At 40.8% G+C, this 23968-nt stretch carries 22 protein-coding genes and 1 pseudogene; 18 read left to right on the top strand and 5 right to left on the bottom strand.

Going from position 1 to position 23968, the window contains the following annotated elements; genetic code table 11:
* Positions 1–51 precede the first annotated feature (51 nt).
* From BQ5364_RS12550 to BQ5364_RS12510, 9 genes and pseudogenes are all read left to right on the top strand, one after another.
* Complete coding sequence (locus BQ5364_RS12550) at positions 52–804, top strand: DeoR/GlpR family DNA-binding transcription regulator (protein WP_004611013.1); 753 nt, start codon at positions 52–54, stop codon at positions 802–804.
* Positions 801–1721: a 1-phosphofructokinase gene (pfkB, locus tag BQ5364_RS12545; RefSeq protein ID WP_004611012.1), complete on the top strand. Its 921-nt coding sequence runs from the start codon at positions 801–803 to the stop codon at positions 1719–1721. Before BQ5364_RS12550 ends, pfkB begins: the two co-directional genes overlap by 4 nt.
* Positions 1722–1733: 12 nt before the next feature.
* Positions 1734–3658 (top strand): annotated as a pseudogene (locus BQ5364_RS12540) (PTS fructose transporter subunit IIABC).
* 66 nt (positions 3659–3724) lie between these two features.
* Positions 3725–3982 carry an HPr family phosphocarrier protein gene (locus tag BQ5364_RS12535; protein ID WP_004611009.1) on the top strand — a complete coding sequence of 86 codons (258 nt, stop codon included), beginning with the start codon at positions 3725–3727 and terminating at the stop codon, positions 3980–3982.
* Positions 3983–4010: 28 nt separating this feature from the next.
* The gene (ptsP, locus tag BQ5364_RS12530) at positions 4011–5633 is read left to right on the top strand and encodes a phosphoenolpyruvate--protein phosphotransferase (RefSeq protein ID WP_022251151.1); all 1623 of its coding nucleotides are present in this window, start codon (positions 4011–4013) and stop codon (positions 5631–5633) included.
* Between the two features lie 159 nt (positions 5634–5792).
* Complete coding sequence (locus BQ5364_RS12525; protein WP_004611007.1) at positions 5793–7184, top strand: NCS2 family permease; 1392 nt, start codon at positions 5793–5795, stop codon at positions 7182–7184.
* Between the two features lie 98 nt (positions 7185–7282).
* Positions 7283–8200 (top strand): alpha/beta hydrolase, encoded by a 918-nt coding sequence (locus BQ5364_RS12520; RefSeq protein ID WP_071144404.1) that lies wholly within the window; start codon positions 7283–7285, stop codon positions 8198–8200.
* Positions 8201–8203: 3 nt separating this feature from the next.
* Complete coding sequence (locus BQ5364_RS12515) at positions 8204–10009, top strand: DUF6320 domain-containing protein (RefSeq protein WP_071144403.1); 1806 nt, start codon at positions 8204–8206, stop codon at positions 10007–10009.
* Positions 10010–10028: 19 nt separating this feature from the next.
* Entirely contained in the window at positions 10029–10679 is a 651-nt protein-coding gene (locus BQ5364_RS12510; protein ID WP_071144402.1) for a hypothetical protein, read from the top strand.
* Positions 10680–10747: 68 nt separating this feature from the next.
* On the opposite strand, the gene BQ5364_RS12505 is transcribed toward BQ5364_RS12510, so the two are convergent.
* Positions 10748–11791, bottom strand: a complete 1044-nt coding sequence (locus BQ5364_RS12505; RefSeq protein ID WP_004611003.1) for an ABC transporter substrate-binding protein — start codon at positions 11789–11791, stop codon at positions 10748–10750.
* 83 nt (positions 11792–11874) lie between these two features.
* Positions 11875–12075, bottom strand: a complete 201-nt coding sequence (locus BQ5364_RS12500) for a hypothetical protein (RefSeq protein ID WP_071144401.1) — start codon at positions 12073–12075, stop codon at positions 11875–11877.
* A gap of 90 nt (positions 12076–12165) precedes the next feature.
* Here BQ5364_RS12500 and BQ5364_RS12495 point away from each other — a divergent pair, with 90 nt between their 5' ends.
* The 3 genes from BQ5364_RS12495 to BQ5364_RS12485 all read left to right on the top strand — a co-directional run bounded on the left by BQ5364_RS12495 (position 12166) and on the right by BQ5364_RS12485 (position 14375).
* Positions 12166–12891 (top strand): phosphatase, encoded by a 726-nt coding sequence (locus BQ5364_RS12495; protein ID WP_004611001.1) that lies wholly within the window; start codon positions 12166–12168, stop codon positions 12889–12891.
* Positions 12892–12952: 61 nt separating this feature from the next.
* Positions 12953–13255, top strand: a complete 303-nt coding sequence (locus tag BQ5364_RS12490) for a YerC/YecD family TrpR-related protein (protein ID WP_004611000.1) — start codon at positions 12953–12955, stop codon at positions 13253–13255.
* Between the two features lie 49 nt (positions 13256–13304).
* The gene (locus BQ5364_RS12485) at positions 13305–14375 is read left to right on the top strand and encodes a DUF3810 domain-containing protein (RefSeq protein WP_159431690.1); all 1071 of its coding nucleotides are present in this window, start codon (positions 13305–13307) and stop codon (positions 14373–14375) included.
* 22 nt (positions 14376–14397) lie between these two features.
* On the opposite strand, the gene BQ5364_RS12480 is transcribed toward BQ5364_RS12485, so the two are convergent.
* A complete protein-coding gene (locus BQ5364_RS12480; RefSeq protein WP_004610998.1) occupies positions 14398–15015 on the bottom strand; it encodes a DUF1836 domain-containing protein in 618 nt (205 codons plus the stop codon).
* A gap of 220 nt (positions 15016–15235) precedes the next feature.
* Between BQ5364_RS12480 and BQ5364_RS12475 the strand changes: the two genes are divergently transcribed.
* The 5 genes from BQ5364_RS12475 (at position 15236) to BQ5364_RS12455 (ending at position 20635) form a co-directional block, all read left to right on the top strand.
* Complete coding sequence (locus BQ5364_RS12475; RefSeq protein WP_004610997.1) at positions 15236–16408, top strand: CD0519/CD1768 family membrane protein; 1173 nt, start codon at positions 15236–15238, stop codon at positions 16406–16408.
* A 65-nt stretch (positions 16409–16473) separates the two neighbouring features.
* Positions 16474–17424, top strand: a complete 951-nt coding sequence (locus BQ5364_RS12470) for a PH domain-containing protein (RefSeq protein ID WP_071144400.1) — start codon at positions 16474–16476, stop codon at positions 17422–17424.
* Positions 17421–19646, top strand: coding sequence for a DNA helicase PcrA (gene pcrA, locus BQ5364_RS12465; RefSeq protein WP_071144399.1), 2226 nt, complete (start codon positions 17421–17423; stop codon positions 19644–19646). The genes BQ5364_RS12470 and pcrA overlap by 4 nt, the downstream gene beginning before the upstream one ends.
* Before the next feature lie 110 nt (positions 19647–19756).
* The gene (locus tag BQ5364_RS12460; protein WP_022251143.1) at positions 19757–19999 is read left to right on the top strand and encodes a hypothetical protein; all 243 of its coding nucleotides are present in this window, start codon (positions 19757–19759) and stop codon (positions 19997–19999) included.
* Positions 20000–20065: 66 nt separating this feature from the next.
* Positions 20066–20635 carry a CDP-alcohol phosphatidyltransferase family protein gene (locus BQ5364_RS12455; protein WP_004610993.1) on the top strand — a complete coding sequence of 190 codons (570 nt, stop codon included), beginning with the start codon at positions 20066–20068 and terminating at the stop codon, positions 20633–20635.
* Between the two features lie 71 nt (positions 20636–20706).
* On the opposite strand, the gene BQ5364_RS12450 is transcribed toward BQ5364_RS12455, so the two are convergent.
* Complete coding sequence (locus BQ5364_RS12450) at positions 20707–21123, bottom strand: hypothetical protein (RefSeq protein WP_004610992.1); 417 nt, start codon at positions 21121–21123, stop codon at positions 20707–20709.
* A 155-nt stretch (positions 21124–21278) separates the two neighbouring features.
* On the opposite strand from BQ5364_RS12450, the gene rlmD reads away from it, so the two are divergent.
* Positions 21279–22958 (top strand): 23S rRNA (uracil(1939)-C(5))-methyltransferase RlmD, encoded by a 1680-nt coding sequence (rlmD, locus tag BQ5364_RS12445; protein ID WP_071144398.1) that lies wholly within the window; start codon positions 21279–21281, stop codon positions 22956–22958.
* Between the two features lie 76 nt (positions 22959–23034).
* Here rlmD and BQ5364_RS12440 read toward each other — a convergent pair whose 3' ends face one another.
* Positions 23035–23535, bottom strand: coding sequence for a hypothetical protein (locus BQ5364_RS12440; protein WP_235837167.1), 501 nt, complete (start codon positions 23533–23535; stop codon positions 23035–23037).
* Positions 23536–23968: the final 433 nt, after the last annotated feature.

Raw genomic sequence — 23968 nt, 5'->3', positions numbered from 1 at the left:
TGACTTTGAACGAAAATGAATTTAAAATAGATTTAGAAGAGAGGTGTAAATATGCTGGCGGAAGAACGGTTTAACCGGATATTAAATATTGTAGAAGAAAAGAAAAGTGTCACAGTGACAGAATTGACAGAGCTTTTGGATACTTCCGAGTCTACGATACGAAGGGATCTGACAACGCTGGATAAGCGAAAAAAACTGATTAAGGTGCATGGCGGCGCGACGGCAGTCGATATGGAATATATGACAAAAGACTCTTCGGTTTCTGTGAGACAGGATTTGAACAGAGAAGAGAAGATAAAGATTGGAAAGTACGCAGCCGGATTGATCAGAAAAGATGATTTTGTCTATATCGATGCAGGAACAAGTACAGAATATCTCGTGGAGCAGATTTTAGAAAAGGAAGCAGTTTATGTGACGAATGGCATTTCTCATGCAAGAAAATTGCTGCATAAGGGATGCAGAGTATTTTTGCTCGGCGGAGAGCTGAAGAAAGAGACAGAGGCTTTGATCGGAGCGGAAGCACTGGAAAGCCTGGAAAAATATAATTTCACAAAAGGATTTTTTGGTGCGAACGGGATTCACAATGAATATGGAATCACCACGCCGGATCTCAATGAAGCTGCTGTGAAAGAAAGAGCGTTCAGACAATGCAGGAAAAAATATATTCTTGCAGATTCTTCTAAAATCGGACAGATTTCGCTTATTAAATTTGCGGAGCTGAAAGAGGCGGAGGTAATCACAACTAAGCTGAAGCAGGGAACCTATCAAAAGTACAAAAACATTGTGGAGGTGGATGAAGCATGATTTACACGGTAACATTTAACCCGTCTTTGGACTATGTGATTCAGGTGGATGACCTGACACTTGGGAGAGTCAACAGAACAACCAAAGAGGCGATATTTCCTGGAGGAAAAGGTGTGAATGTGTCGGTTATTCTCTCAAATCTGGGAATTAAGAGCAAAGCACTTGGGTTTATCGCAGGGTTTACCGGAAAGCAGTTGGAAAAGATGTTGACAGACTTTGGGTGTTACACAGATTTTATTGAGCTGAAGGAAGGGCTGACCCGCATTAATGTGAAGGTGAACTCGAACGAGGAAAGCGAGATCAATGGTCAGGGACCAAACATCGGTGACAGGGCGATTACAGAATTATTTGAAAAGCTGGATTGCCTGCAAAATGGGGATATCTTAGTACTTGCGGGAAGTATTCCGAACACATTGCCGGAGGATATCTATGAGAGCATCATGGAAAGACTACAGACAAAAGGGGTTCGTATCGTGGTGGATGCGACAAAGGATTTGCTGTTGAATGTTCTGAAGTACCATCCGTTTTTGATCAAGCCGAATAATCATGAGCTTGGAGAGATGTTCGGTGTCACATTAAAGACAGATGAGGAGATTATCACCTACGCGAAGAAGCTTCAGGAAAAAGGAGCGGGAAATGTGCTGATTTCCATGGCGGGCGACGGAGCAATTCTAATCACTGAGGATGGGGAGATTCATAAAGGACTTCCACCAAAAGGAGAAGTGGTGAATTCGGTCGGAGCAGGAGATTCGATGGTTGCAGGATTTTTGACAGGATATCTGAATACAGGAGACTATGAAAAGGCATTTAAACTGGGAATTGCAACCGGAAGTGCGACTGCATTTCTGGCATGGCTTGCAGAAAAAGAGGATGTTGTGAAGTTGTTAGACGAAGCAAAAGAGAACTTTGGATTGTAGGAGGGAAGTAACGTGAGAATCACAGATTTATTGAAAAAAGAAAGTATTGATTTAAACGGTGTCGTAACTACGAAAAAAGAGACGATTGAAAAGATGACGTTGCTGATGGAAAAGGCGGGAATGTCAAAGACCTCGAAAAATACAGAGCCGGCGTATTCGCAAGAGAAGAAGAAGGAACGACCGGAATCGGGGAAGGAATCGCTATTCCACATGCAAAGACAGATGCGGTGAGTGGTCCTGGACTGGCGGCGATGATTATTCGTGACGGAGTGGATTATGATTCGCTGGACGGTGAGCCGGTACACATGGTGTTCTTGATTGCGGCGCCGAATACAGAAGACAATATTCATCTGGAGGTATTGAGTCGTCTTTCGATGCTGTTGATGGATGATAACTTCCGGGCAAACCTGATGAAAGCGTCTACAGTAGAAGAATTTTTAGGATATATCGATCAGGCGGAAAAAGAAAAGTTTGAAGAGGAGACGGAGGAAAAACAGGAGAAAGAAGAGAAAAAGGGATATCAGATTCTTGCAGTTACGGCCTGTCCTACCGGAATCGCACATACTTATATGGCGGCGGAAAGTCTTGAAAACACGGCAAAAGAGATGGGATATACGATCAAGGTGGAGACAAACGGCTCCGGCGGAGACAAAAATGTATTGACGGCAGAGGATATCGCAAATTGTGACTGTATCATTGTGGCAGCCGATAAAGATGTAAAAATGGCGAGATTTGATGGAAAACCAGTCATTGTCACGAAGGTTGCCAATGGAATTCACAAAGCGAAAGAGTTGATTGAAGAAGCAGAGAGCGGAAAGGTTGAAATCTATCACAGCAATGAAAAAGGAGAGGCGACCGGATTTCAGGAAGAGCAGGAAAGTATCGGAAGAAAGATCTATAAAAGTCTGATGAACGGTGTGTCTCATATGCTGCCGTTTGTAATCGGAGGAGGAATCCTGATTGCACTGTCATTTTTGTTTGACGGCGCAAACGCAGGAACTGATGTTTTCGGTACCGGAAATCCACTTTCCAAATTCTTGAATTTGGTGGGAAATGTATCGTTTGGCATGATGTTCCCGATCCTCTCAGGATATATTGCGATGAGCATCGCAGAACGTCCGGCATTGATGCCTGGTATCGTTGGTGGTCTGCTTGCGAAAGCAGGAACATCTGTGTTTGCGGCTGAGGCGGATTGGATCCCATCCGGATTTTTTGGAGCGCTGCTCGCCGGATTTATTGCAGGATACCTGATGCTTCTTATCGAAAAAGCATTTGCAAAGCTCCCAAGGGCATTGGAGGGAACAAAACCGGTGCTGATTTATCCGTTCTTTGGAATTGTATTGATCGGTGCGATCATGGTATTTATCATCAATCCACCTGTCGGAGCATTCAATCAATGGTTGTATGACGGACTTGCAAGTATGGGTGAGGGAAGCAAAGTGCTGCTTGGAGCTGTTCTCGGCGGTATGATGGCAATCGACTTTGGAGGACCGTTTAACAAGGCTGCGTATGTATTTGGAACAGCAGCAATCGCAAGCGGACAGTTTGATATTATGGCGGCGGTTATGGCTGGTGGAATGGTTCCTCCAATCGGAATCGCACTTGCCACGACATTTGCAAAAAACAGATTTACAGAGAGTGAAAAACAGACGACTGTTACCAACTATATTATGGGACTGTCATTTATTACAGAGGGAGCAATCCCATTTGCGGCATCTGATCCTCTGCGCATTATTCCACCGTCAATCGTTGGTTCGGCAGTGGCCGGAGCGGTCTCAATGGCGTTTGGATGTGGTTCAAGAGCACCGCATGGAGGTATCTTTGTAGTTGGTATTATGGACAATGCACCGATGTTCCTCGCAGCAATAGCGATAGGTGCTGTCGTGACGATGTTTGGAATTATTCTGTTAAAAAAACCAATTACTATTGAAAAATAGTGAAAAATATTAGATAATAGGGAAAGGTAAATCCTAATATTTACAGAAAAGAAAAGGAGATTAATCATGAAAGAATTTAGTTATGTAATTACAGATAGTGAAGGAATCCACGCAAGACCAGCAGGATTATTAGTAAAAGAAGCTGCAAAATTCCAATCAGATATTAAACTGAAAAAGGGAGAAAAAGAAGCAGATGCAAAAAGAATCTTTGGTGTAATGGGATTGGCTGTAAAATGCGGTGAAGAGATCGTAATGACAGCAGAGGGTGCTGACGAAGCAGAAGCAATCGCAGCAATCGAGACATTTTTAAAAGAAAACTTATAAGAAAAATAATGTTGAGGAAGGTTAAGCTATGATTACATTAACTGGCAAAAGTGTATTTGGCGGTGTATCAATCGGTAAGATTGCCTTTTATAAAAGAAATGAACAGCAGATCAAAAGATGGCATGTGGATGATACAGAAAGCGAAGTAAAACGTTTTGAAGATGCAAAGGCAAAGGCGGTTGCAGAACTTCAGGAATTGTATCAGAAGGCGATGTCAGACGTCGGTGAGACGAATGCGATGATCTTTGAGATTCATCAGATGATGCTGGAAGATTTGGATTACATTGAATCTATTATCAATATTATCACTGCACAACAGGTGAATGCAGAATATGCGGTGGGAACGACAGCTGACAATTTCGCAGCGATGTTTTCCGCAATGGATGATGCATATATGCAGGGACGTGCTGCGGATGTAAAAGACGTTTCTGAGCGTATTTTGAACATTTTGTCCGGAGCAGAAAAAGTTGCATTTGCGACAGATGAACCTGTCATTGTTGCGGCAGATGATCTTGTTCCAAGTGAGACAGTCCAGCTTGATAAAGAAAAAGTATTGGGCTTTGCTACGATGTATGGTTCTTCGAACTCACATACAGCAATTTTGGCAAGAACAATGAATATCCCGGCAATCATCGGTTTGGGCGAAGAGTTGAAACCGGAATATGATGGTAAATTTGCTGTCATCGACGGGTTTGACGGAAAGATTTATATCGATCCAGATGAAGAGACACTCGCTGCGATGAAGAAAAAGCAGGCTGAGGATATAGAAAGAAAGAAACTGTTGGAACAGTTAAAAGGCAAAGAGAATGTCACATTGAGCGGTCAGCACATCAATATCTATGCCAACATCGGCAATAGCTCAGATGTGGGAGCTGTTTTGAAAAATGATGCAGGCGGAATCGGCCTTTTCAGAAGCGAATTCCTGTATTTGGAGAATGAGACATTCCCGACAGAAGAGCAGCAGTTCGCTGTCTATAAGACAGTTGCTGAGAATATGGCTGGAAAGAAAGTTATCATCCGTACACTTGATATTGGTGCGGACAAGCAGGCAGATTATTTCAATTTAGATAAAGAAGAGAATCCGGCACTTGGATATCGTGCAATCCGTATTTGTCTGACTAAGCCTGAGATTTTTAAAACTCAGCTGCGTGCACTGTATCGTGCATCGGCATTTGGTCAGATTGCGATCATGTTCCCGATGATTACAGCAGTGTGGGAAGTGAAGAAAATTAAAGAGATTGTAGAAGAAGTAAAGGAAGAACTTCGCAAAGAAGGAATCGCATTCCGTGAGGATATGGAACTTGGAATTATGATCGAGACACCTGCGGCTGTTATGGTGAGCCGTGAACTTGCAAAAGAAGTTGATTTCTTCAGCGTAGGTACCAATGACCTCACACAGTATACACTGGCGATTGACAGGCAGAATCCAAAGCTTGACACATTCTATGATCCACATCATCCGGCAGTGCTTGCGATGATCCAGATGGCGGCAGACAATGCACATGCAGAAGGAAAATGGATTGGAATCTGTGGAGAATTAGGAGCAGATTTGGAATTGACAGAGACATTCCTGAAGATGGGAATTGATGAACTTTCTGTATCACCATCTATGATTCTTCCGGTTCGAAAAAAAGTCAGAGAGACAGAATAGTATAGAAAGAAAGTGTGTTCTTGAGATGGAATGCACTTTCTTTTTTATTGTGCTAATAAATGTTTATAAAAATAAGTAATGAATACTTTCATTTACTTTCCAGTAGTTGTCTGATAAACTTGTGAAGTAAAAAAAGGAAATGAGAGGCAGGAAAATTTTATGCTGGAAAAATTGTTTAAGTTAAAAGAAAACAAAACAGATGTCAGGACGGAAGTGGTGGCAGGTATTACGACATTTATGACAATGGCGTATATACTGGCGGTAAATCCAAGCGTGCTGTCGGCAGCCGGAATGGATCATGGAGCAGTGTTTACGGCGACGGCGATTGCGGCATGTATTGGTACTTTGCTCATGGCTCTGTTTGCAAACTATCCGTTTGCACTTGCACCGGGAATGGGACTGAATGCATACTTTGCATATACGGTTGTACTGAACATGGGATACACATGGCAGGTGGCGCTTGCGGCTGTATTTGTGGAAGGAATTATTTTTATTCTGTTATCAGTTACGAATGTGCGTGAAGCAATCTTTAATGCAATCCCGATGAATTTGAAATCTGCAGTAAGTGTCGGAATTGGTCTTTTTATCGCGTTTATCGGTCTGCAGAATGCAAAAATTGTTATCAGTGGTTCTACATTAGTGCAGTTATTCTCGCTGGAAGGTTACAACAGTACTTTGGCAGAAGGCGCTGCAAAGGCGACGATGAATGATGTTGGAATTACGGTATTACTTGCGGTGATCGGCGTGATTATTACAGCGATTCTTGTAGTAAAGAACATTAAAGGTAATATTCTTTGGGGAATTTTAATTACATGGATTCTTGGAATTATCTGTCAGCTGACCGGATTGTATGTGCCAAATGCAGAACTTGGAATGTACAGCTTACTTCCGGACTTCAGCAACGGTATTTCGATTCCGAGTCTTAGTCCGATCTTTGGAAAACTGAGTTTTTCAGGAATCCATATCGGAGAGTTTATGGTTGTAGTGTTTGCGTTTTTGTTTGTGGATATCTTTGATACACTCGGCACATTGATCGGTGTTTCCACAAAAGCAAATATGTTAGATGAAAACGGAAAACTTCCAGGAATTAAAGGTGCTCTGATGGCAGATGCGGTTGCTACAACGGCAGGCGCAGTGCTTGGAACATCTACAGTTACAACATTTGTTGAGAGCGCTTCGGGTGTGACGGAAGGAGGACGAACAGGTCTTACAGCAGTCACAACAGCGATTTTGTTTGGATTGTCGTTGTTGTTGTCACCAATCTTTTTGGCGATTCCATCTTTTGCGACGGCGCCGGCATTGATTGTTGTAGGGTTCTATATGCTGACAAATGTAGTGAGTATTGATTTCAGTGATTTTGGGGAAGCGATTCCTTGCTATATCTGTATTGCAGCAATGCCATTTTTCTACAGTATTTCAGAAGGAATTGCAATGGGTGTGATCTCTTATGTTGCAATTAATCTGTTTACAGGAAAAGCAAAGGAAAAAAAGATCAGCGTATTGATGTTTGTGTTAGCACTTTTGTTTATCGGAAAATATATCTTATTATAAAATATAGTTTTTTAGGGAAAGATGAGAGTCTTTCCCTTTTTTTAGAGCTAAAAACATGGTATTATAATTCATACAAAAGCAGCAGATAGGAGAAAAGAATGGCAATTAATAAGGCAATGCGAAAAGTATTGAAAGCACTTTCGTTTGATGGAATTGAGGTGGAGGCGTCCAGGCATTTGGCAAATTTAAAGGCGTTGGATCCGATGCGAATTTTTCATAAGACGATTGATTATAAAATATATAATGGAACACATGAGATTCCTGTGAGAATTTATCTGCCTGGCGAAGAGATTGAACACAAATATCCGGTTCTTTTATTCTTTCACGGCGGGGGATGGGTCACAGAGAGCATAGATAATTATGAGAGGATCTGTGCAAGGATGGCATCGGCGACCAATCATATTGTTGTGTCGGTAGAATACAGGCTCGCTCCCGAGTATCCGTTCCCGACAGGATTGGAGGATTGCTACGCCGCAGCGAAGGCGGTCTATACGAATGAATTTATTTTAAATGTGCATCCGGACGATATCACGATCATCGGAGACAGTGCCGGCGGTAATCTGGCGGCTGCAGTCTCTCTTCTTGCAAAAGAGAGGGGAGAGTTTATGCCAAGACAGCAGATTTTGATCTATCCGGCGGTGAATAACGACTATACGGAGACTTCTAGATTTCCGTCCGTCCATGAAAATGGAAAAGATTTCCTGTTGACGGCTGGAAAGATGCAGGATTATATTGATTTATATGCGAGAGATGAATCGGACAAACAGAGTCCGTATTTTGCTCCGATTTTGCAGAAAGATCTCACAGGACAGCCGAGGACACTGATTATCACCGCGGAATTTGACCCGCTTCGAGATGAAGGAGAGGCTTATGGTAAGGCGCTTGAGGAAGCCGGAAATGAAGTGGAGGTTCATCGTATCAAAGATGCGCTGCATGGATTTTTTGCACTGGGGATCAAATATTTTCATGTGCAGGAGAGTTTTGAAATTATGAATCATTTTTTAGGGGAGGTGTAAGAGATGTTTCATTCGAAAAGGTCATATTGGAGAAAGCTTGACAATGCCGCAAAATTATTTCCGGCGACAAGTAACAAAAAGGACACTCGAGTCTTTCGTTTTTATTGTATTATGAAAGAAGATGTAAAAGAAGAGATTTTGCAGCAGGCAGTGGAAAAAGCGCTTGAAAAATATCCGCTTTTTTTGTCGGTCATGCGAAAAGGCTTGTTCTGGCATTATTTGGAAAAGAGTAATTTAAAACCGGTTGTCACAGAGGAATTTAAAGAGCCTTGCAGCAATCTGTATGTGCGTGACAAGAAAAGCCTGTTATTCGAAGTCACGTACTATAAAAGGCGGATTAATTTTGAAGTATTTCATGTGCTGACGGACGGAACAGGTGCGACATGTTTTTTAAAGGAGATTGTCAAACACTATATTGTGCTGGCATATGGTGAAGCCGATATTCCACTTGATAAGGAGCATATCACAATTCAGGATCAGGAATCAGACAGTTTTCGAAAATATTATTCTGATTTACGGCGAGAGAAGAAGGAAAAGGTAAAAGCATATCAGATTAAGACTCTTCGGAAGGCGAGAGGACCGCTGCAGGTGACAGAAGCGGTGCTGTCGGTAAAAGAAGTGCTGGCAAAGGCGCGGGAATATCAGGTGTCGATGACTGTTTTTTTGACGGCAGTATTCCTTTGTGCGATCCACAGGGAGATGCCGAAAAGACAGGAAAAGCATCCGGTTGTTCTGATGGTCCCGGTGAATCTTCGCAATTTTTTTCCTTCAGATTCGATGCTGAATTTCTTCGGATATATTGAACCTGGGTATCGTTTTCGAGAAGGGGACACTTTTGAGCAGGTACTTGCACAGGTGAAAACATATTTTCAGGAGGAGCTTACGAAGGAAAGACTTTCGATGCGCATGAATGAGCTGATCGCGCTGGAGATGAACCCAATTCTGCGGGTGGCGCCGTTGGAGTTGAAAAATTTGGGGATTTTGGCGGGAGCAAAGATGGCGGCAAGTGATGTGACTGCAATTTTCTCTAATATGAGCGTTGTAAAAATGCCGGAAGCGTATGTCCCGTATATAGAGCGGTTTGGCGTGTATACAAGTACACCGAAGACGGAACTTTGTATGTGCTCATTTGAAGACAAACTTTCCCTTGGGTTTACATCGAGGTATGACAGCATGAATATTAAGAGGAATTTTTTTCAGATATTGTCAGAGCTTGGAATACATTCGAAAGTGGAAGAACCAGACTATCCGGAGGAGAGACTTGCGAGTGCGGCGGCTGTAAAATTTTTCGAGTGGTTCTCATTTGTCTGTATTGCTTTTGCGGTGATTGCGGCAGTGGTGAATATTACACTGACACCGGGAAAATATTGGGCGCTCATCGTATCAGGCGGAATCTTAAGTATGTGGACAGCGTTGGCAATCGGGTTTGTAAAGAGATATAATCTTTTGAAAAATGCAATGTGGCAGTTGATTCTGATCACGGTTGGATGTCTCATCTGGGATCTTGGAACCGGATGGCATAAATGGTCAATTGATTTTGTTTTTCCGGGAATTAGTGTTATAATAATGATATCCATGCTGATGATTACAAAGCTGCAGAGATTGGCTGCGAATGAATACATGATTTATTTTGTGATGGCGGCGGGATATGGATTTGTGATACCATTGGTTTTATTATTGACGGGAGTGCTTGGAGTTACATTTCCATCGGTTATCTGTGTGGGATTTAGTTTCCTGTTCTTTATGGCGCAGGTCATTTTTAGAAGACGGGAATTAGGGGAGGAATTAAATAAAAAGTTTCACATTTGATTAGTAAGGAGGAAGCAGTATGAAATGTACAAGATGCGGTAAAGAGATGACGATTAAGCCGGTGCAGTCCGGTACGGACGAAAGTGGGGAGCCTGTTTTTACACGATATGCATTTTGCTATGACTGCAAGATAAAGGTGAATCTGGACAAGCAAAAAGAAAGAGACACGCAGAAAAAAGCGACGGCAGAAGATGTGGTAGAGACAAAAACAAAGAGAAAGAAAAAGAGAGGGAAAAAGCTTCCTTCTGTTTCGTTTCCGAAAAGACGAGGCGGAAGAGGAAAGACGAAAACGAGGAAAGAAAGACGAGGCGGCGGATTGCTCAAGTTCTTACTCTTTCTGATCGTTGTTGCGGTACTTGGATTTGCAGCATATACCTATCGGCATCCAATTGCAAAATTCGCACAGCAGATGTATGACAAGTATATGAATCAAACAGAAGAAAATCAACCGGAAGATTCAAAGAATGAGGATTTGAACATAGATTCCGGTGATAATAATAATACTGCCACGCCTGATTCAGACACAACGGATGAACCGCAGAATCAAACTGAGCCGGTAGATCAAACACAAGGGGACAATGGAAGCAGTACACCGGAAAGCAGTGATGATAAGACACAGGATACTCAAGCGACACCTTCTGACGGGACAGCGACGGAGCCGACATCATAGTGTATATAGAATAACAGAAGATGGAACATGTAATGTGTGAACGGGGAAGATTCCCCGTTCACGCATTTTTATTTTGCAGCCTTTTTGGCAAAATCAGTTGTTACAAGTTCTTCGTAAGGTGCCCGCTTAGTGAGTTCGTCAGCAGATTCCAAAATATTTTGCAAAAGTTCAAAGCTTTCTTTTTCAAAAATTAGATTTTCTTTCCAAGTCTCCTGCTCATAGTAACGGGTCACAATCGTTGTGATAGTGGCTAAGTCTGTCTCTTTGAACTGTGGTGCAATGATTTTTGCAATTTCTTCCGGAGTATGTGTCTGCACGTAGTCCATTCCTTTTTGCAGCGCATCCGTGAATCCCTGAATGACGTCTTTATTTTTTTCAATATAACTTTTCTTTGCAGAAAATGCGGTGTAAGGGACATATCCACTATCCTCGCCGAGAGAAGCGACAACATATCCCTTTCCGCCTTTTTCCAAAGTGGTAGCTCCCGGCTCAAATTCAACTGTAAAATCCGCCTGACCTTCTGAAAAAGCGGCGGCAGTAGAGCCAAAGTCAATATTTTGGTTGATTGTCAGATCTTTTTCGATGTCGATTCCCTTTTGTTTTAAGATATACTCAAATACCATTTCAGGCATGCCGCCTTTTCGTCCGCCGAGCACTGTTTTCCCTTTTAGATCCGTCCATGAAAAATCAGGCATTTCTTCTCGCGCTACAAGAAAATTACCGGCACGTTGTGTAAGCTGGGCAAAATTTACAACATAGTCGTTTGCACCTTCATTATAGGTATAAATAGATGCTTCTGACCCCATGAATCCGATATCTGCCTCGCCGGAGAGCACGGCGGTCATTGTTTTGTCGGCTCCAAATCCAGTGACGAGTTCGAGATTAATGCCCTCGTCTTCAAAGTATCCTTCTTCGATGGCTACATACATTGGTGCATAAAAGATGGAGTGAGCTACTTCGTTGAGAACAACTTTAGTAGAGTCCGGAAGAATTTCTGTTGATTTTTCTTTTTGTGGTTTGGCAGGTTTGCTTTCTTCTTTTGAAGAGCATGCAAGCAGAGAAGTGACAGATATTGCTGTCACTAATGCGAGAGTAAGAAAACGCTTTTTCATAATATCCTCCTGATGATCAAATCTGATTCTTCTATAAATATATGAGAAAAATCAGAATGTGTACCATTAGCAGAGAACAATGACTATTTTGGTGGCTGTTCGGAATCCGGTGTCTTTACTTTTACCTTTGGCGGTTCGTAGTGATAGATATCCTCATAGGATTCCAACTCAGCTCTACTTGTCGGAGCTGCGGGAATAAGACCGGTACAGTCCTGTGTAGAAGCGGCGTTTGCCAGATAGTCGTAAGAATCAATGATTTTTTGATTTTTTTTATTATCAGCCATAATAAGTCTCCTTTTTATAAAAAATGTGGTAAGATATAAGCTTAGGATATGTAAATACAAAGATTCTATGCAGAAAGAAGGAAGATTGAGATGAATATAAAAGTAGATACACATTCCCATACACTTGTAAGTGGACATGCATATAGCACAATACAAGAGATGGCGAAGATGGCGAGAGAACATGGGATGGAAGCGATTGCATTTACGGAGCATGCGCCAAAGATGCCGGGAACTTGCGGAATATTTTATTTTGAAAATTTGAAAATTGTGCCAAGAGAGCGTTACGGGATCAAAATGCTTTTTGGAACAGAGCTCAATATTATGGACAGCGAGGGAACAGTAGATATGCGCGATGGGCTTTTAAAACATCTTGATATTGTCATTGCGAGTATTCATACGCCATGCTTTTGTGGAGAAAGAACAAAAGAAGCGGTGACGAGAGCCTATGTAAATGTGATGAAAAATCCGTATATCAATATTATCGGTCATCCGGATGATTCTCGTTTTCCGATTGACTATGAAGTGCTTGTCAAGACTGCAAAGGAGACAGGGACACTTCTAGAGGTCAATAATTCCTCGCTGCGGGAAGATAATAAAAGAGAAAATGCGGATGAGAATATCCGAGTTATGTTGGAGTATTGTAAAAAATATGAGGTTCCAATCACAACAGGAAGTGATTCGCATTTGGATCTGGATGCGGGAAAACTGAATTTAGCAGAACAAATTTTGACGGAATGTCATTTTCCGGAAGAATTGATCGTCACAACATCATTAGAAAAATTGAAACCATATGTGAATCGATACAAAAAAAACTAGACTTTAAGAGTTTACTGTGCTAAAATATAAAAATAGTACAACACTATAAAGGAGACTTAAAATGAGTAAAAAAATTAGAACAGAAGCAGTCGATTATCTGTTTGAAGCAATTTTGAGCTTAAAAGATAAGGAAGAATGTTATACTTTTTTTGAAGATATATGTACCATCAATGAGCTGTTGTCGTTGTCACAGCGGTTTGAGGTTGCCAAAATGCTCAGAGAACAGAAGACATATTTGGAGATTGCAGAAAAGACAGGGGCATCGACAGCCACAATCAGCCGTGTGAATCGTTCTTTAAACTATGGAAATGACGGATATGATATGGTATTTGAACGAATCAGTCTGGATGAAGATGAAGAATAAGAGAAGTAAGAAAAAGTGCATCAGGTCAAGTGATGCACTTTTTTCCACAGTGGAAAGGTTAAAAGCAGGGCTGTTATTGCTTATACTTGCAGTATTCTTTCAGTTTTTGGCAAGAAATGTGAATGGATTTGCGCAGTGGTATGCGACTTCAATATACAGAATACTTGTAACAATTATCAGCAGAGTCTGCTCTGTGTTTCCGTTTTCGATTGTTGAGATTTTGCTTTATGTGCTGCTCGTAGTTCTGGCGGCTGGGGTGATGAGGGGAATCTACAGAATCTGCAGAAAAACAGAAAAGGCATCCACGATTGCTTTGAAAGGGAGTTCGTGGGTATGCTTGTTAGTAGGAGGATTGTTTTTTATCTACACAATGACCTGTGGGATCAATTATCACAGAACATCTTTTGCTGAGGAGGCGGGCATAACGGATGCGGAATACTCACAGGAAGAATTGGTTCAGTTGGCTGAGTATCTTACGGAAGAAGTCAATGAATTGGCAGATACGGTTCCGCGGACGAAAGAGGGAATCTTTGTGTTGAAAGGGAACACGAAAAAAGAAGCGGTAAGGTCGATGGAACATCTTGCAGAGACCTATTCGGTGTTGGAAGGATATTATCCAAATCCCAAACCTGTCTGGATATCGGAAATTTTGTCATATCAGCATCTGACAGGAGTGTATTCACCATTTACAATTGAGGCAAATTATAATGCGGATATGACAGACTATAATATCCCGTTTACGATGTGTCATGAATTGTCTCATCTGAGAGGGTTTATGTCAGAGGATGAGGCGAACTTTATTGCATATTTAAGTTGTATCAAATCGGAGTCAGAAGAGTTCAGATATAGTGGATTTTTGTCAGGATGGCTGTATGTGATAAACGCCCTTTACGGGGAAAATACAGAAAAATATGAGGAACTGTGTGAACGCCTGAATATAAATGCGCTGAAAGATTTACAGGCGAATAATTCATTTTGGGATAAGTACGATGGCATAACAGCAGAAGTGGCTGACAGAGTAAATGACATTTACTTAAAGGCAAACAGACAAATTGACGGCGTAAAAAGCTATGGGAAAGTAGTAGATCTGATGCTTGGATATCAAAGAATTATGCAGTAAAAAAAGTAGAAGTGTGAAGCTTCTACTTTTTTTTCTCATAATAGTTAGGAAATTTTTCAGGAAGAGAATCAATGAGTTTTTCAATAATTTGTTTCTTGACATACACATCGAAACTGAGTGTGCAAATGAAAGAAAACAATTGTAAAAATTCACGATCCTGTTCGTTCTCTTCTGAAAATGTCTCAGAAGAGGAAGCATACATTGCCTTGAGCTCTTCTTTTAAAGTATCAATGCGATCTTTTTCAAATGAACAGACCTCATCGTAAATATGCGTCAGGTTCAGCTTGCTGTCGGTATGGAAGTACCGATCGGTAACCGGTCTCAAAAGCATCTCGATATCTTTGATAGATAAGAAACTTTTAAAATAATAGATAAAAGTAAGAACGAGAAGATGTTCTTTTGTATACTTTTTCTTTTCCGGAGAAGGAAGCAGATTGTTCTTGGCATAATTGTTGATCATTGTCTTAGTAAGAACCTTGTCATCCTCATAGCGCTTGGAAGAAGCCATCTGCTTATCCATAAAAGTGGTAACCTGATCCATATATAAATCGATATTAGGAATATCAATAGATTTTACATAATCAATTCTGGAAATACTTTCCAAAATACTGTTTAATAAATCATTCGTATCAATTGTCATTTTATCACCTCGATAATTGCATTATATAGTAATAGAAACTATATGACAAGTATTTTGAAAAAACTTTTGGCAAAAAAGGAGAAAAAAGGAAGGATTGATATTTTTTTGACAAAACGTATTGTTCCTGTTGACTATAGATAACCTCTATGTTATTATAGGGTTACATCTATAGTAAGGGAGAAAACTATAGAAAAAATAATATAATAAGAGAGGATAAAATATGAGTAAAGCGACAAAAACGAAAAAGGCAGTAAGCCTTGAAGTCTTTATCTTTCTTGCAGTGATTATTGCATTCTTTGGATTGATAGGGGCGAAAATGGGCGGTGTAAACATGATGCAGACGATGATGAACACAGCCTATCAGTTACTTCTTGAAACAGTATTTTATATCATGGCGATTGCGGTTATAGCAGGAGCCGTATCTGGGTTATTTTCAGAATTTGGTTTGATTGCATTAATCAATAAAATAATTTCTCCCCTAATGAAACCAGTGTATGATTTACCTGGAGCAGCTTCAATGGGAGTCTTGACTACGTACTTGTCAGATAACCCGGCAATTTTAGGACTTGCAGAGGACACAAACTTTAAAAAATATTTCAAAAAATATCAATTACCGGCACTGACAAATTTAGGTACAGCATTCGGTATGGGTCTTATTGTTACAACATCAATGATCGGTATTACATCTCCAACAGGTGAGAATCTTGGATTTGCAGCTCTGATCGGTAATATCGGTGCAATTATCGGTAGTGTTGTCAGTGTAAGAATGATGATTTGGTTTACGAAGAAAGAATATGGTACGACAGAATATTGTATTCCGCTTGAAGAAGGAAGTGAAAAAGATGTCTTTGAGCAGAGAGAAATAAGAGATGGCGGAATTGGAGCGAGAGCATTGGAAGCACTGTTGGACGGCGGTAAGAATGGTGTGGATGTAGGTCTTGCAATTATTCCTGGTGTACTTGCGATTTGTACAGTTGTAATGATGCTTACAAATGGACCTTCCGCAGACGGTGTTTACACAGGTGCTGCTTATGAGGGAGTTGCATTGTTGCCATGGATTGGAGAAAAATTGCAGTTTATCTTATCTCCATTATTTGGTTTCTCTTCACCATCAGCAATCTCTGTTCCAATCACAGCATTAGGAGCGGCCGGAGCAGCTGTTGGATTGATACCTAAGATGGTAGCAGACGGTGTAGCACATGCGAATGACGTTGCAGTATTTACAGCAATGTGTATGTGCTGGAGCGGATACTTAAGTACTCATGTTGCGATGATGTCAAGTTTGAAGTGCAGCAAACTTACAGGAAAAGCAATCATCAGCCATACAATCGGTGGTATTGTGGCAGGTATCGCAGCAAACTGGTTATTCCAGTTAGCATCTTTCATAATGTAATTTGAATAATGTTTAAAATGGAATGTGCGAGAGTACATTCCATTTTTGGCAGGAGGGAAGAACGTATGAGCGAAAAAATGAAAATATTTCAAAAGATTCAATATGTGACGGTGGGAATTGCATTTGCATCAATTGTTTTGCCATTGATATTTTGGAAGAAAATTCCGGAAAAAATTCCACAACATTACAATGAAGTGGGAAACGTGGATATTTGGTCAGACAAGACATCTCTGATTTTATTGTTCTTTGTTATATTGTTTTTGCTCGGTATGATGAGCATTGTTACTTATTTTGTCCGTACAAGCGGAATTTCAAAGAATGCCAGTGAAAGTGAGAAGAGAACTTATGGAAGACTTTACCCGGTTATTGTATTGATGAATCTATTTTTAATGTTAATGTTTGCCTATATGGTGTTTTGCTCGGTGACATGCAGAGCTCTTGGAAAATGGTTCCTGCCAGTGTCTTTGATTCTGACATTTTCACCTTTTATCTGGTATATTTACAAGAGCCGGAAAGAGACAACACCAAAAAAAGAGCTGAAAAAGGCATATGCAAAACAGGAAAAGGAGCAGGCAGAAGAGGCGGTATCCTATCGGACTAGAATCGATCTTTGGCTGGCGGTATTGATTCTGATACCGGTAGCGATAGAGGTAAAAATAGGAATAGACAGTGTGATGGAAGGGAAGCCAAACTGGCTGGTCATCGGAACTTTGAGTTTGATATTGCTTATATTTATTCCTCTTGTTTTTATGCGGTATACCCTCTATAATGATTACATACTTGTGCAGTGCTATATTTTTGGAACGGAACGGATTCCATATGAGAGCATTACCAATATAAAGAAGACGTGGAATCCATTGTCTTCGGCAGCAATGTCACTTCGCAGGATTCAGATTGATTACACGGTAAACGGACGGCATGAAATCATGTTGATTTCGCCGGTAAAAAGAGATGAATTTTTAAGAGAAGTGGAAAAAAGAATGGGAATTCAGAACATAAAGAAGGAGAGTTTATGAGCATTTACGATACATTGAATAAAGAACAACGTGAAGCGGTCTATCATACAGAGGGGCCGCTTCTCATTCTCGCGGGAGCAGGTTCGGGAAAGACAAGAGTGCTGACACACCGCATCGCATATTTGATTGATGAAAAGGGAGTCAATCCATGGAACATTTTGGCGATTACATTTACGAACAAAGCGGCAGGGGAGATGCGTGAGCGTGTAGATCAGATTGTCGGATTCGGCTCGGAGAGCATCTGGGTGAGCACGTTTCATTCGACCTGCGTGCGGATATTGAGAAGACATATTGACTTACTTGGATATGATACTAGCTTTACGATTTATGATGCGGATGATCAAAAGACGCTTATGAAAGATGTCTGCAAATATTTACAGATTGATACAAAAGTCTATAAGGAGCGGAACCTTTTGGCGGCGATTTCTTCGGCGAAGGATGAGCTGATCACGCCGGAAGAATATGAACTGAATGCGGCGGGGGACTTCGGAAAGCAGAAGATCGCAAAGGTATATAAAGAATATGAAAAACAACTGCGGGCAAACAATGCACTGGATTTTGATGATCTTCTCGTGAAGACAGTACAACTGTTTCAGACACAGCCGGAGGTACTCGATTATTATCAGGAGCGGTTCCGCTATATTATGGTAGATGAGTATCAGGATACGAATACGGTGCAGTTTGAGCTGATTCGGATTTTGGCAAAGAAATATAGAAATCTCTGCGTGGTAGGAGATGATGACCAGTCTATTTACAAATTCCGCGGGGCAAATATCAAAAATATTTTGAATTTTGAGCATGTGTTTGAAGATGCAAAAGTGATCAAACTGGAGCAGAATTATCGTTCTACAGGTAATATTTTGAATGCGGCGAATGCGGTGATCAAGAATAATTTTGGACGTAAGGAGAAATCACTCTGGACAGAAAATGGTGAGGGGGATAAGATTGCATTTAGTCAGTTCGACAGTGGATATGATGAGGCAGAATACATTGTGGGAGATATCAAAGAGCATGTGAATAACGGAATACGCACATACAATGATCATGCTGTTTTGTATCGCACCAATGCGCAGTCACGTATGTTTGAAGAAAAATTTGTAACAGCCAACATTCCGTATAAAATTGTGGGCGGCATTAATTTCTATGCAAGAAAAGAGATCAAAGATTTACTTGCATATTTGAAAACAATCGACAATGGGAAAGATGATTTGGCGGTCCGAAGAATTATCAATGTGCCAAAACGTGGCATTGGGCTTACGACAATCAACCGAGTGCAGGAAAATGCACTGGAGCGCGGAGTAAGTTTTTACGAGACACTCCGAGCAGCGGATCTGATTCCAAATATTGGGAGAAGTGTGAGTAAATTAGAGTCATTTGTGGCGTTGATTGAACATTTTAAAAGTGAGGCAAAAAACATGTCTATCTGCGATCTTATGCAGAAAATTCTGGATATGACAGGATATATCGAAGATCTGAAATCGGAGGGCGATATTGAAGCGGAGACAAGAATCGAAAATATCGATGAATTGATGAATAAAATCGCAGCTTATGAGGAATCCTGTGAAGATGAAATGCCGACATTGAGCGGATTTTTAGAGGAAGTTGCACTTGTCGCAGATATCGACAGTTTGGATGAAGACAGTGATTATGTGGTCCTGATGACACTGCACAGTGCAAAAGGTCTTGAATTTCCGGAAGTGTATCTTGCAGGAATGGAAGATGGTCTTTTCCCAAGCTATATGACAATCACATCCGATGATCCGACTGAGGTGGAGGAAGAGCGAAGACTCTGTTATGTTGGAATTACAAGAGCAAGAGAAAATCTGACGCTGACTTGTGCGAGAAGAAGAATGGTGCGCGGAGAGACGCAGTACAATAAGATGTCTCGATTTTTAAAGGAGATTCCGGTGAATCTTTTAAGCACAGGCAATCTCATCGAAAAAGATGAGAAAGAAGTTCCAAAGCAGAATGCATATATGCAGGCAAAACAAGCATTCCGCACACAGGCATTTGCTATGCAGAAACCGAAGCAGCAGTTTACAGTTACGCAAGGGGAAGGTCTGTCTTATGATGTGGGGGACAGGGTCAGACATATGAAGTTCGGAGAAGGACTGGTGACTGGAATTACAGAAGGCGGACGTGACTATGAAGTCACGGTACAGTTTGATACAGCCGGTGTGAAAAAGATGTTTGCTACATTTGCAAAATTACAAAAAGTATAAGGATTTGCATAAAATGATAGAATCTACATATGGTAATATCAGTATGTAAGTGTTATAATGTGAAAAAGAGAACAGTGACTTCTGAGGAAAGTCGGAAAGGACGTGGACATATGAATAAATTAGAAGATATGATTGCAGCATCAAAATTAAATGAGTTACTGCACAAAAAAGATGATGAAAAAGCGAAAAACACATTGCTTTGGGTTTTGGCGATTGTAGGTGCAGTGGCAGCAATTGCAGGAATCGCTTACGCAGTATATAAGTTCTTTACACCAGACTATTTGGAAGACTTCGAAGAGGACTTTGAAGACGATTTCGACGACGATTTTTTCAGTGATGATGATGAAGTTTAATTAGTTGAGGGCGGTGGTAATGTGACAATTACTGCCGTCCTCAATTCAATAAGGGGGAGGATACATATGATAACAAGTGATATGCCGCTTAGAAAGCAGATTTTTTCTATCCCGAATATACTTGGATATTTTCGGATATTGTTACTTCCGCTGATCGTATGGAGATATGTGACAGCAGATTCGATTGCAGAGTTCCATATGGCGGCAGTTATTATTGGAATTTCAGGAATTACCGATTTTTTAGATGGATTTATTGCAAGAAAATTCAATATGATTACTAACCTGGGAAAGATTGTTGACCCGGTTGCAGATAAATTAACACAGGCAGCGATTGTATTTTCTTTGTCGTTCCGTTTCCAATGGCTGATTCCGGTTGTGGTGCTGTTTGTCATCAAAGAAGGGGTTATGGGAATTATGGGCGTGATTCTTCTGAAAAAAGGGAAAATGTTAAACGGTGCGAAGTGGTTCGGAAAAGTATCGACAGCAGTGCTTTATGTTGTGATGTTTATTTTGATTCTGGCGCCGAATATTCAGGAGCAAATTGCGAATATGTTGATTGTATTGAGCGGTTTTCTGCTTTTGATGTCATTTATACTGTATATTCCGGTGTACAAAAAAATATTGAGCGAAGCATAATTTCATGTAAAAAAGAGTTCGGTATGCGAAAGCAAATCGAACTCTTTTTTTCATGTGATCTGCAGTGCTTATTAGAGCCGATCAATGATGTCAGATGCGTGCAATGCCTTTTGGATAATATGCAGAATATCAGGCTGCACTTTTTGCGGATCGTCAAGCTGAAATGGCATATCGTCTAAAAACGCATTTGAAAGCCGGTAAATATATGCCTCTTCTTCAGGTTGTTCTGCAATCAGAACATCCCCCTGAGTACGCATCTCATCTGTATTTTTTTCATGCTCAAGACTCATCTCAGTCAGCATCGAGAGCATAATGCAGAAATGCTCTTCATCCCAGGCGGACAGATACATACATTTACAGAGCCCTTTGGTGAAAAATGGATAATCGGCGAAACAGTCTAAAAGCTCTTTGAAACGTGTCCGGTGGCTTGAGTTCTCGAATAGATGTTCTTTGTCTAAAGCGGCAATCCATTGTTCTTTCCAATTCATGAAATCCCTCCTCAATCTGTATTACTAAAATTATAGATGGAAAAAGGCAAGAACTCAATACATTTTGGAAAGATTGTTCACTTTTGGTTGGCAAAAAAGTTGGAAACTGATAGAATAAAACAATAAATGAAAAGTATAGAGAGGATTTTATATAGATGAAAAAGAGAGAAGTATATGAAGGCATTATTCAAAAAGTAGCATTTCCGAACAAAGGACTGGTGACTGTCGAGGGCGAGGAAAAATCAGTGATTGTAAAAAATGGTATTCCAGGTCAGAAGGTAAAATTCTGTGTAAACAAAATACGAAAAGGGAAAGCGGAAGGAAGGCTTTTGGAAGTTCTTGAAAAATCACCTTTGGAGACAAGAGAACCTGTGTGCAGCATTTTCCCTGCCTGTGGAGGCTGTATGTACCAGACGATGTCTTACGAGGAACAGATGAAAATGAAAGGTGATCAGGTAAAAGAAATATTGGATGCCGCCATTTTGGAAGATTATGAATTTGAGGGGGTAAAAGCAAGCCCAAAAGAGTTCGCTTACCGTAATAAGATGGAATTTTCCTTTGGAGATGAATACAAAGACGGTCCGCTGTCACTTGGGCTGCACAAAAAGGGAAGCACATATGATGTGCTGACAGCAGCTGATTGTAAATTAGTGCACGAAGATATGACAAAGATTCTCTTGTGTGTATTGGAATATTTTAAAGAGAAAAATGTGGCATATTATAAAAAAATGCAACATGTGGGTTATCTTCGCCACCTGCTTTTACGCCGTGGTGATCAGACCGGAGAAATTCTCGTAAACCTTGTGACAACAACACAGGAAGAACACGATTTATCTTTGCTTGTGGACGCACTTTTGGCATTGCAGCTGGAAGGAAAAATCGTTGGAATTCTTCATATTTTAAATGATTCCTTATCTGATGTAGTACAGAGTGATGAAACTCGAATTTTATACGGACAGGACTTTTTCTACGAGAAATTGCTTGATATGGACTTCAAAATCACACCGTTTTCATTCTTCCAGCCAAATACAAAGGGTGCGGAGATTCTCTATAAAACCGTGAGGGATTATATCGGGGATATCCACAACATGACGGTCTTTGATTTGTTCAGTGGAACAGGAACGATCGCACAAGTTTTAGCTCCGGTTGCAAAACAGGTAATCGGCGTGGAGATTGTCGAGGAGGCTGTGGAGGCTGCGAAAGAAAACGCAGAGCACAACGGACTTTCCAACTGTAGATTTATTGCAGGTGATGTGTTCAAGGTGCTGGATGAAATTGAAGAAAAACCGGATGTGATCGTGCTGGACCCTCCGAGAGATGGGATACACCCAAAAGCACTGCCGAAGATATTGGACTATGGGGTGGATAAGATTGTGTATATTTCCTGCAAAGTGACAAGTCTTGCGAGGGATCTGGAGATGATACAGGCAAGAGGATATCGGGTGGAGAAGTGCACGGCGGTGGATCAATTTTGTCAGACCGTGCATGTGGAGACGGTAGTACTGCTTTCCCACAAAAAGCCAGACGGACATATCAACGTAAAAGTTGAGTTTGGTGAGGGTGAGGGAAAAGTACCGCTGGATAATATCGTAAAGAGAGCCGAAGCGTACAAGCCGAAAGAGCGAGTTACATACAAAAAGATAAAGGAATACATAGAAGCTAAATATGGTTTCAAGGTACATACTGCTTATATAGCAGAGGTAAAGAGAAGTCTGGGCTTGCCGATGTATGACGCTCCTAATGCGGTAGAAGAATTGAAACAACCGAGGAAACATCCGACAGCGGAGAAAGTGGAAGCTATCAAAGATGCATTGAAGTGTTTTGAGGTTATCTAAAATCATAAGCGTATCATTAGAAATAGTGATGCGCTTATTTTTACAAACAAAATTCCACATTTGAGCTGTTTGTCACTTATACATATAATGAAGGTGAAGAAACGGAGGTGCATCGCTTCTCGCACAGGTCGAAAAGAGCATTCAGATGAATCTGATTAAATCCCCGATCAGTTGGTTGAGACTGAAAATAAGTGCCTGCATCGTTTGGATTACGGGCAATGTTCAAATCTGAGCCATCACAAGCTAATAGTTGATAATCCTTATACTTTTTTTCGAATGAGAAACAAGAATTAAATTCATAAAACAAAAACTGGAATGCCTCCAGAAGTAGTTTGTTTCTCTGTTGACAGAACGCTGAAGCAGACGGGGTATCGACAGAGCACTGGAAATAATCCAGCAATTCTTTTTTTAAGCTTCCACTTTCCATAGAAAGAAGAAATTGAATTGTAGATACAAAATCAAGTTTTCTGTTCCGTGAAAAATCAACTTCTGGATTTTTTGAAAACAACCATGGGGCGGTCGCCATTTCATGGATGAAAGATGACAATTTGTTTTTTACATGTTCCGCAAATATCATAGGCGTTACCTCCAAAATGTAATACATTCAAGTGGCTTCGTCGCAAATTTTTCTATATTTGTCAAGGATTTTTTACAAAAAAAGAGCAGGGTATATATTTTTATATACCTTGCTCTGCAAGAGGCTGCCGACTCAATGTCTTAACTAAATGACATTGGTTGAAAAAGGCCGCCTTTAGAAATCAGGAAAGCGAGATTTCTGCCCTGTCAAAAGCGATAAAGGATAAGCCCACCGAATAAAAAAACGGTGTTTCGGTGGGCGGCTTCATCATGCCTGATTACACATCTTCCCTCTGAACCCGTTTTGGGTTTGGAGGGATTTTTTATGTGCTGGTCTGCTTCAGCCGCCCCGCTGCTTATCCAAAGCAGCAACTACCTACATAATTTCATACAGGAATGAGGATAGCCTCTCAAAAAAATCTTCTGCTGTTGGT

It is taken from the genome of Coprococcus phoceensis, assembly GCF_900104635.1.
Taxonomy (GTDB): domain Bacteria; phylum Bacillota; class Clostridia; order Lachnospirales; family Lachnospiraceae; genus Faecalimonas; species Faecalimonas phoceensis.
This window is presented reverse-complemented; position numbering and strand designations above follow the sequence as displayed.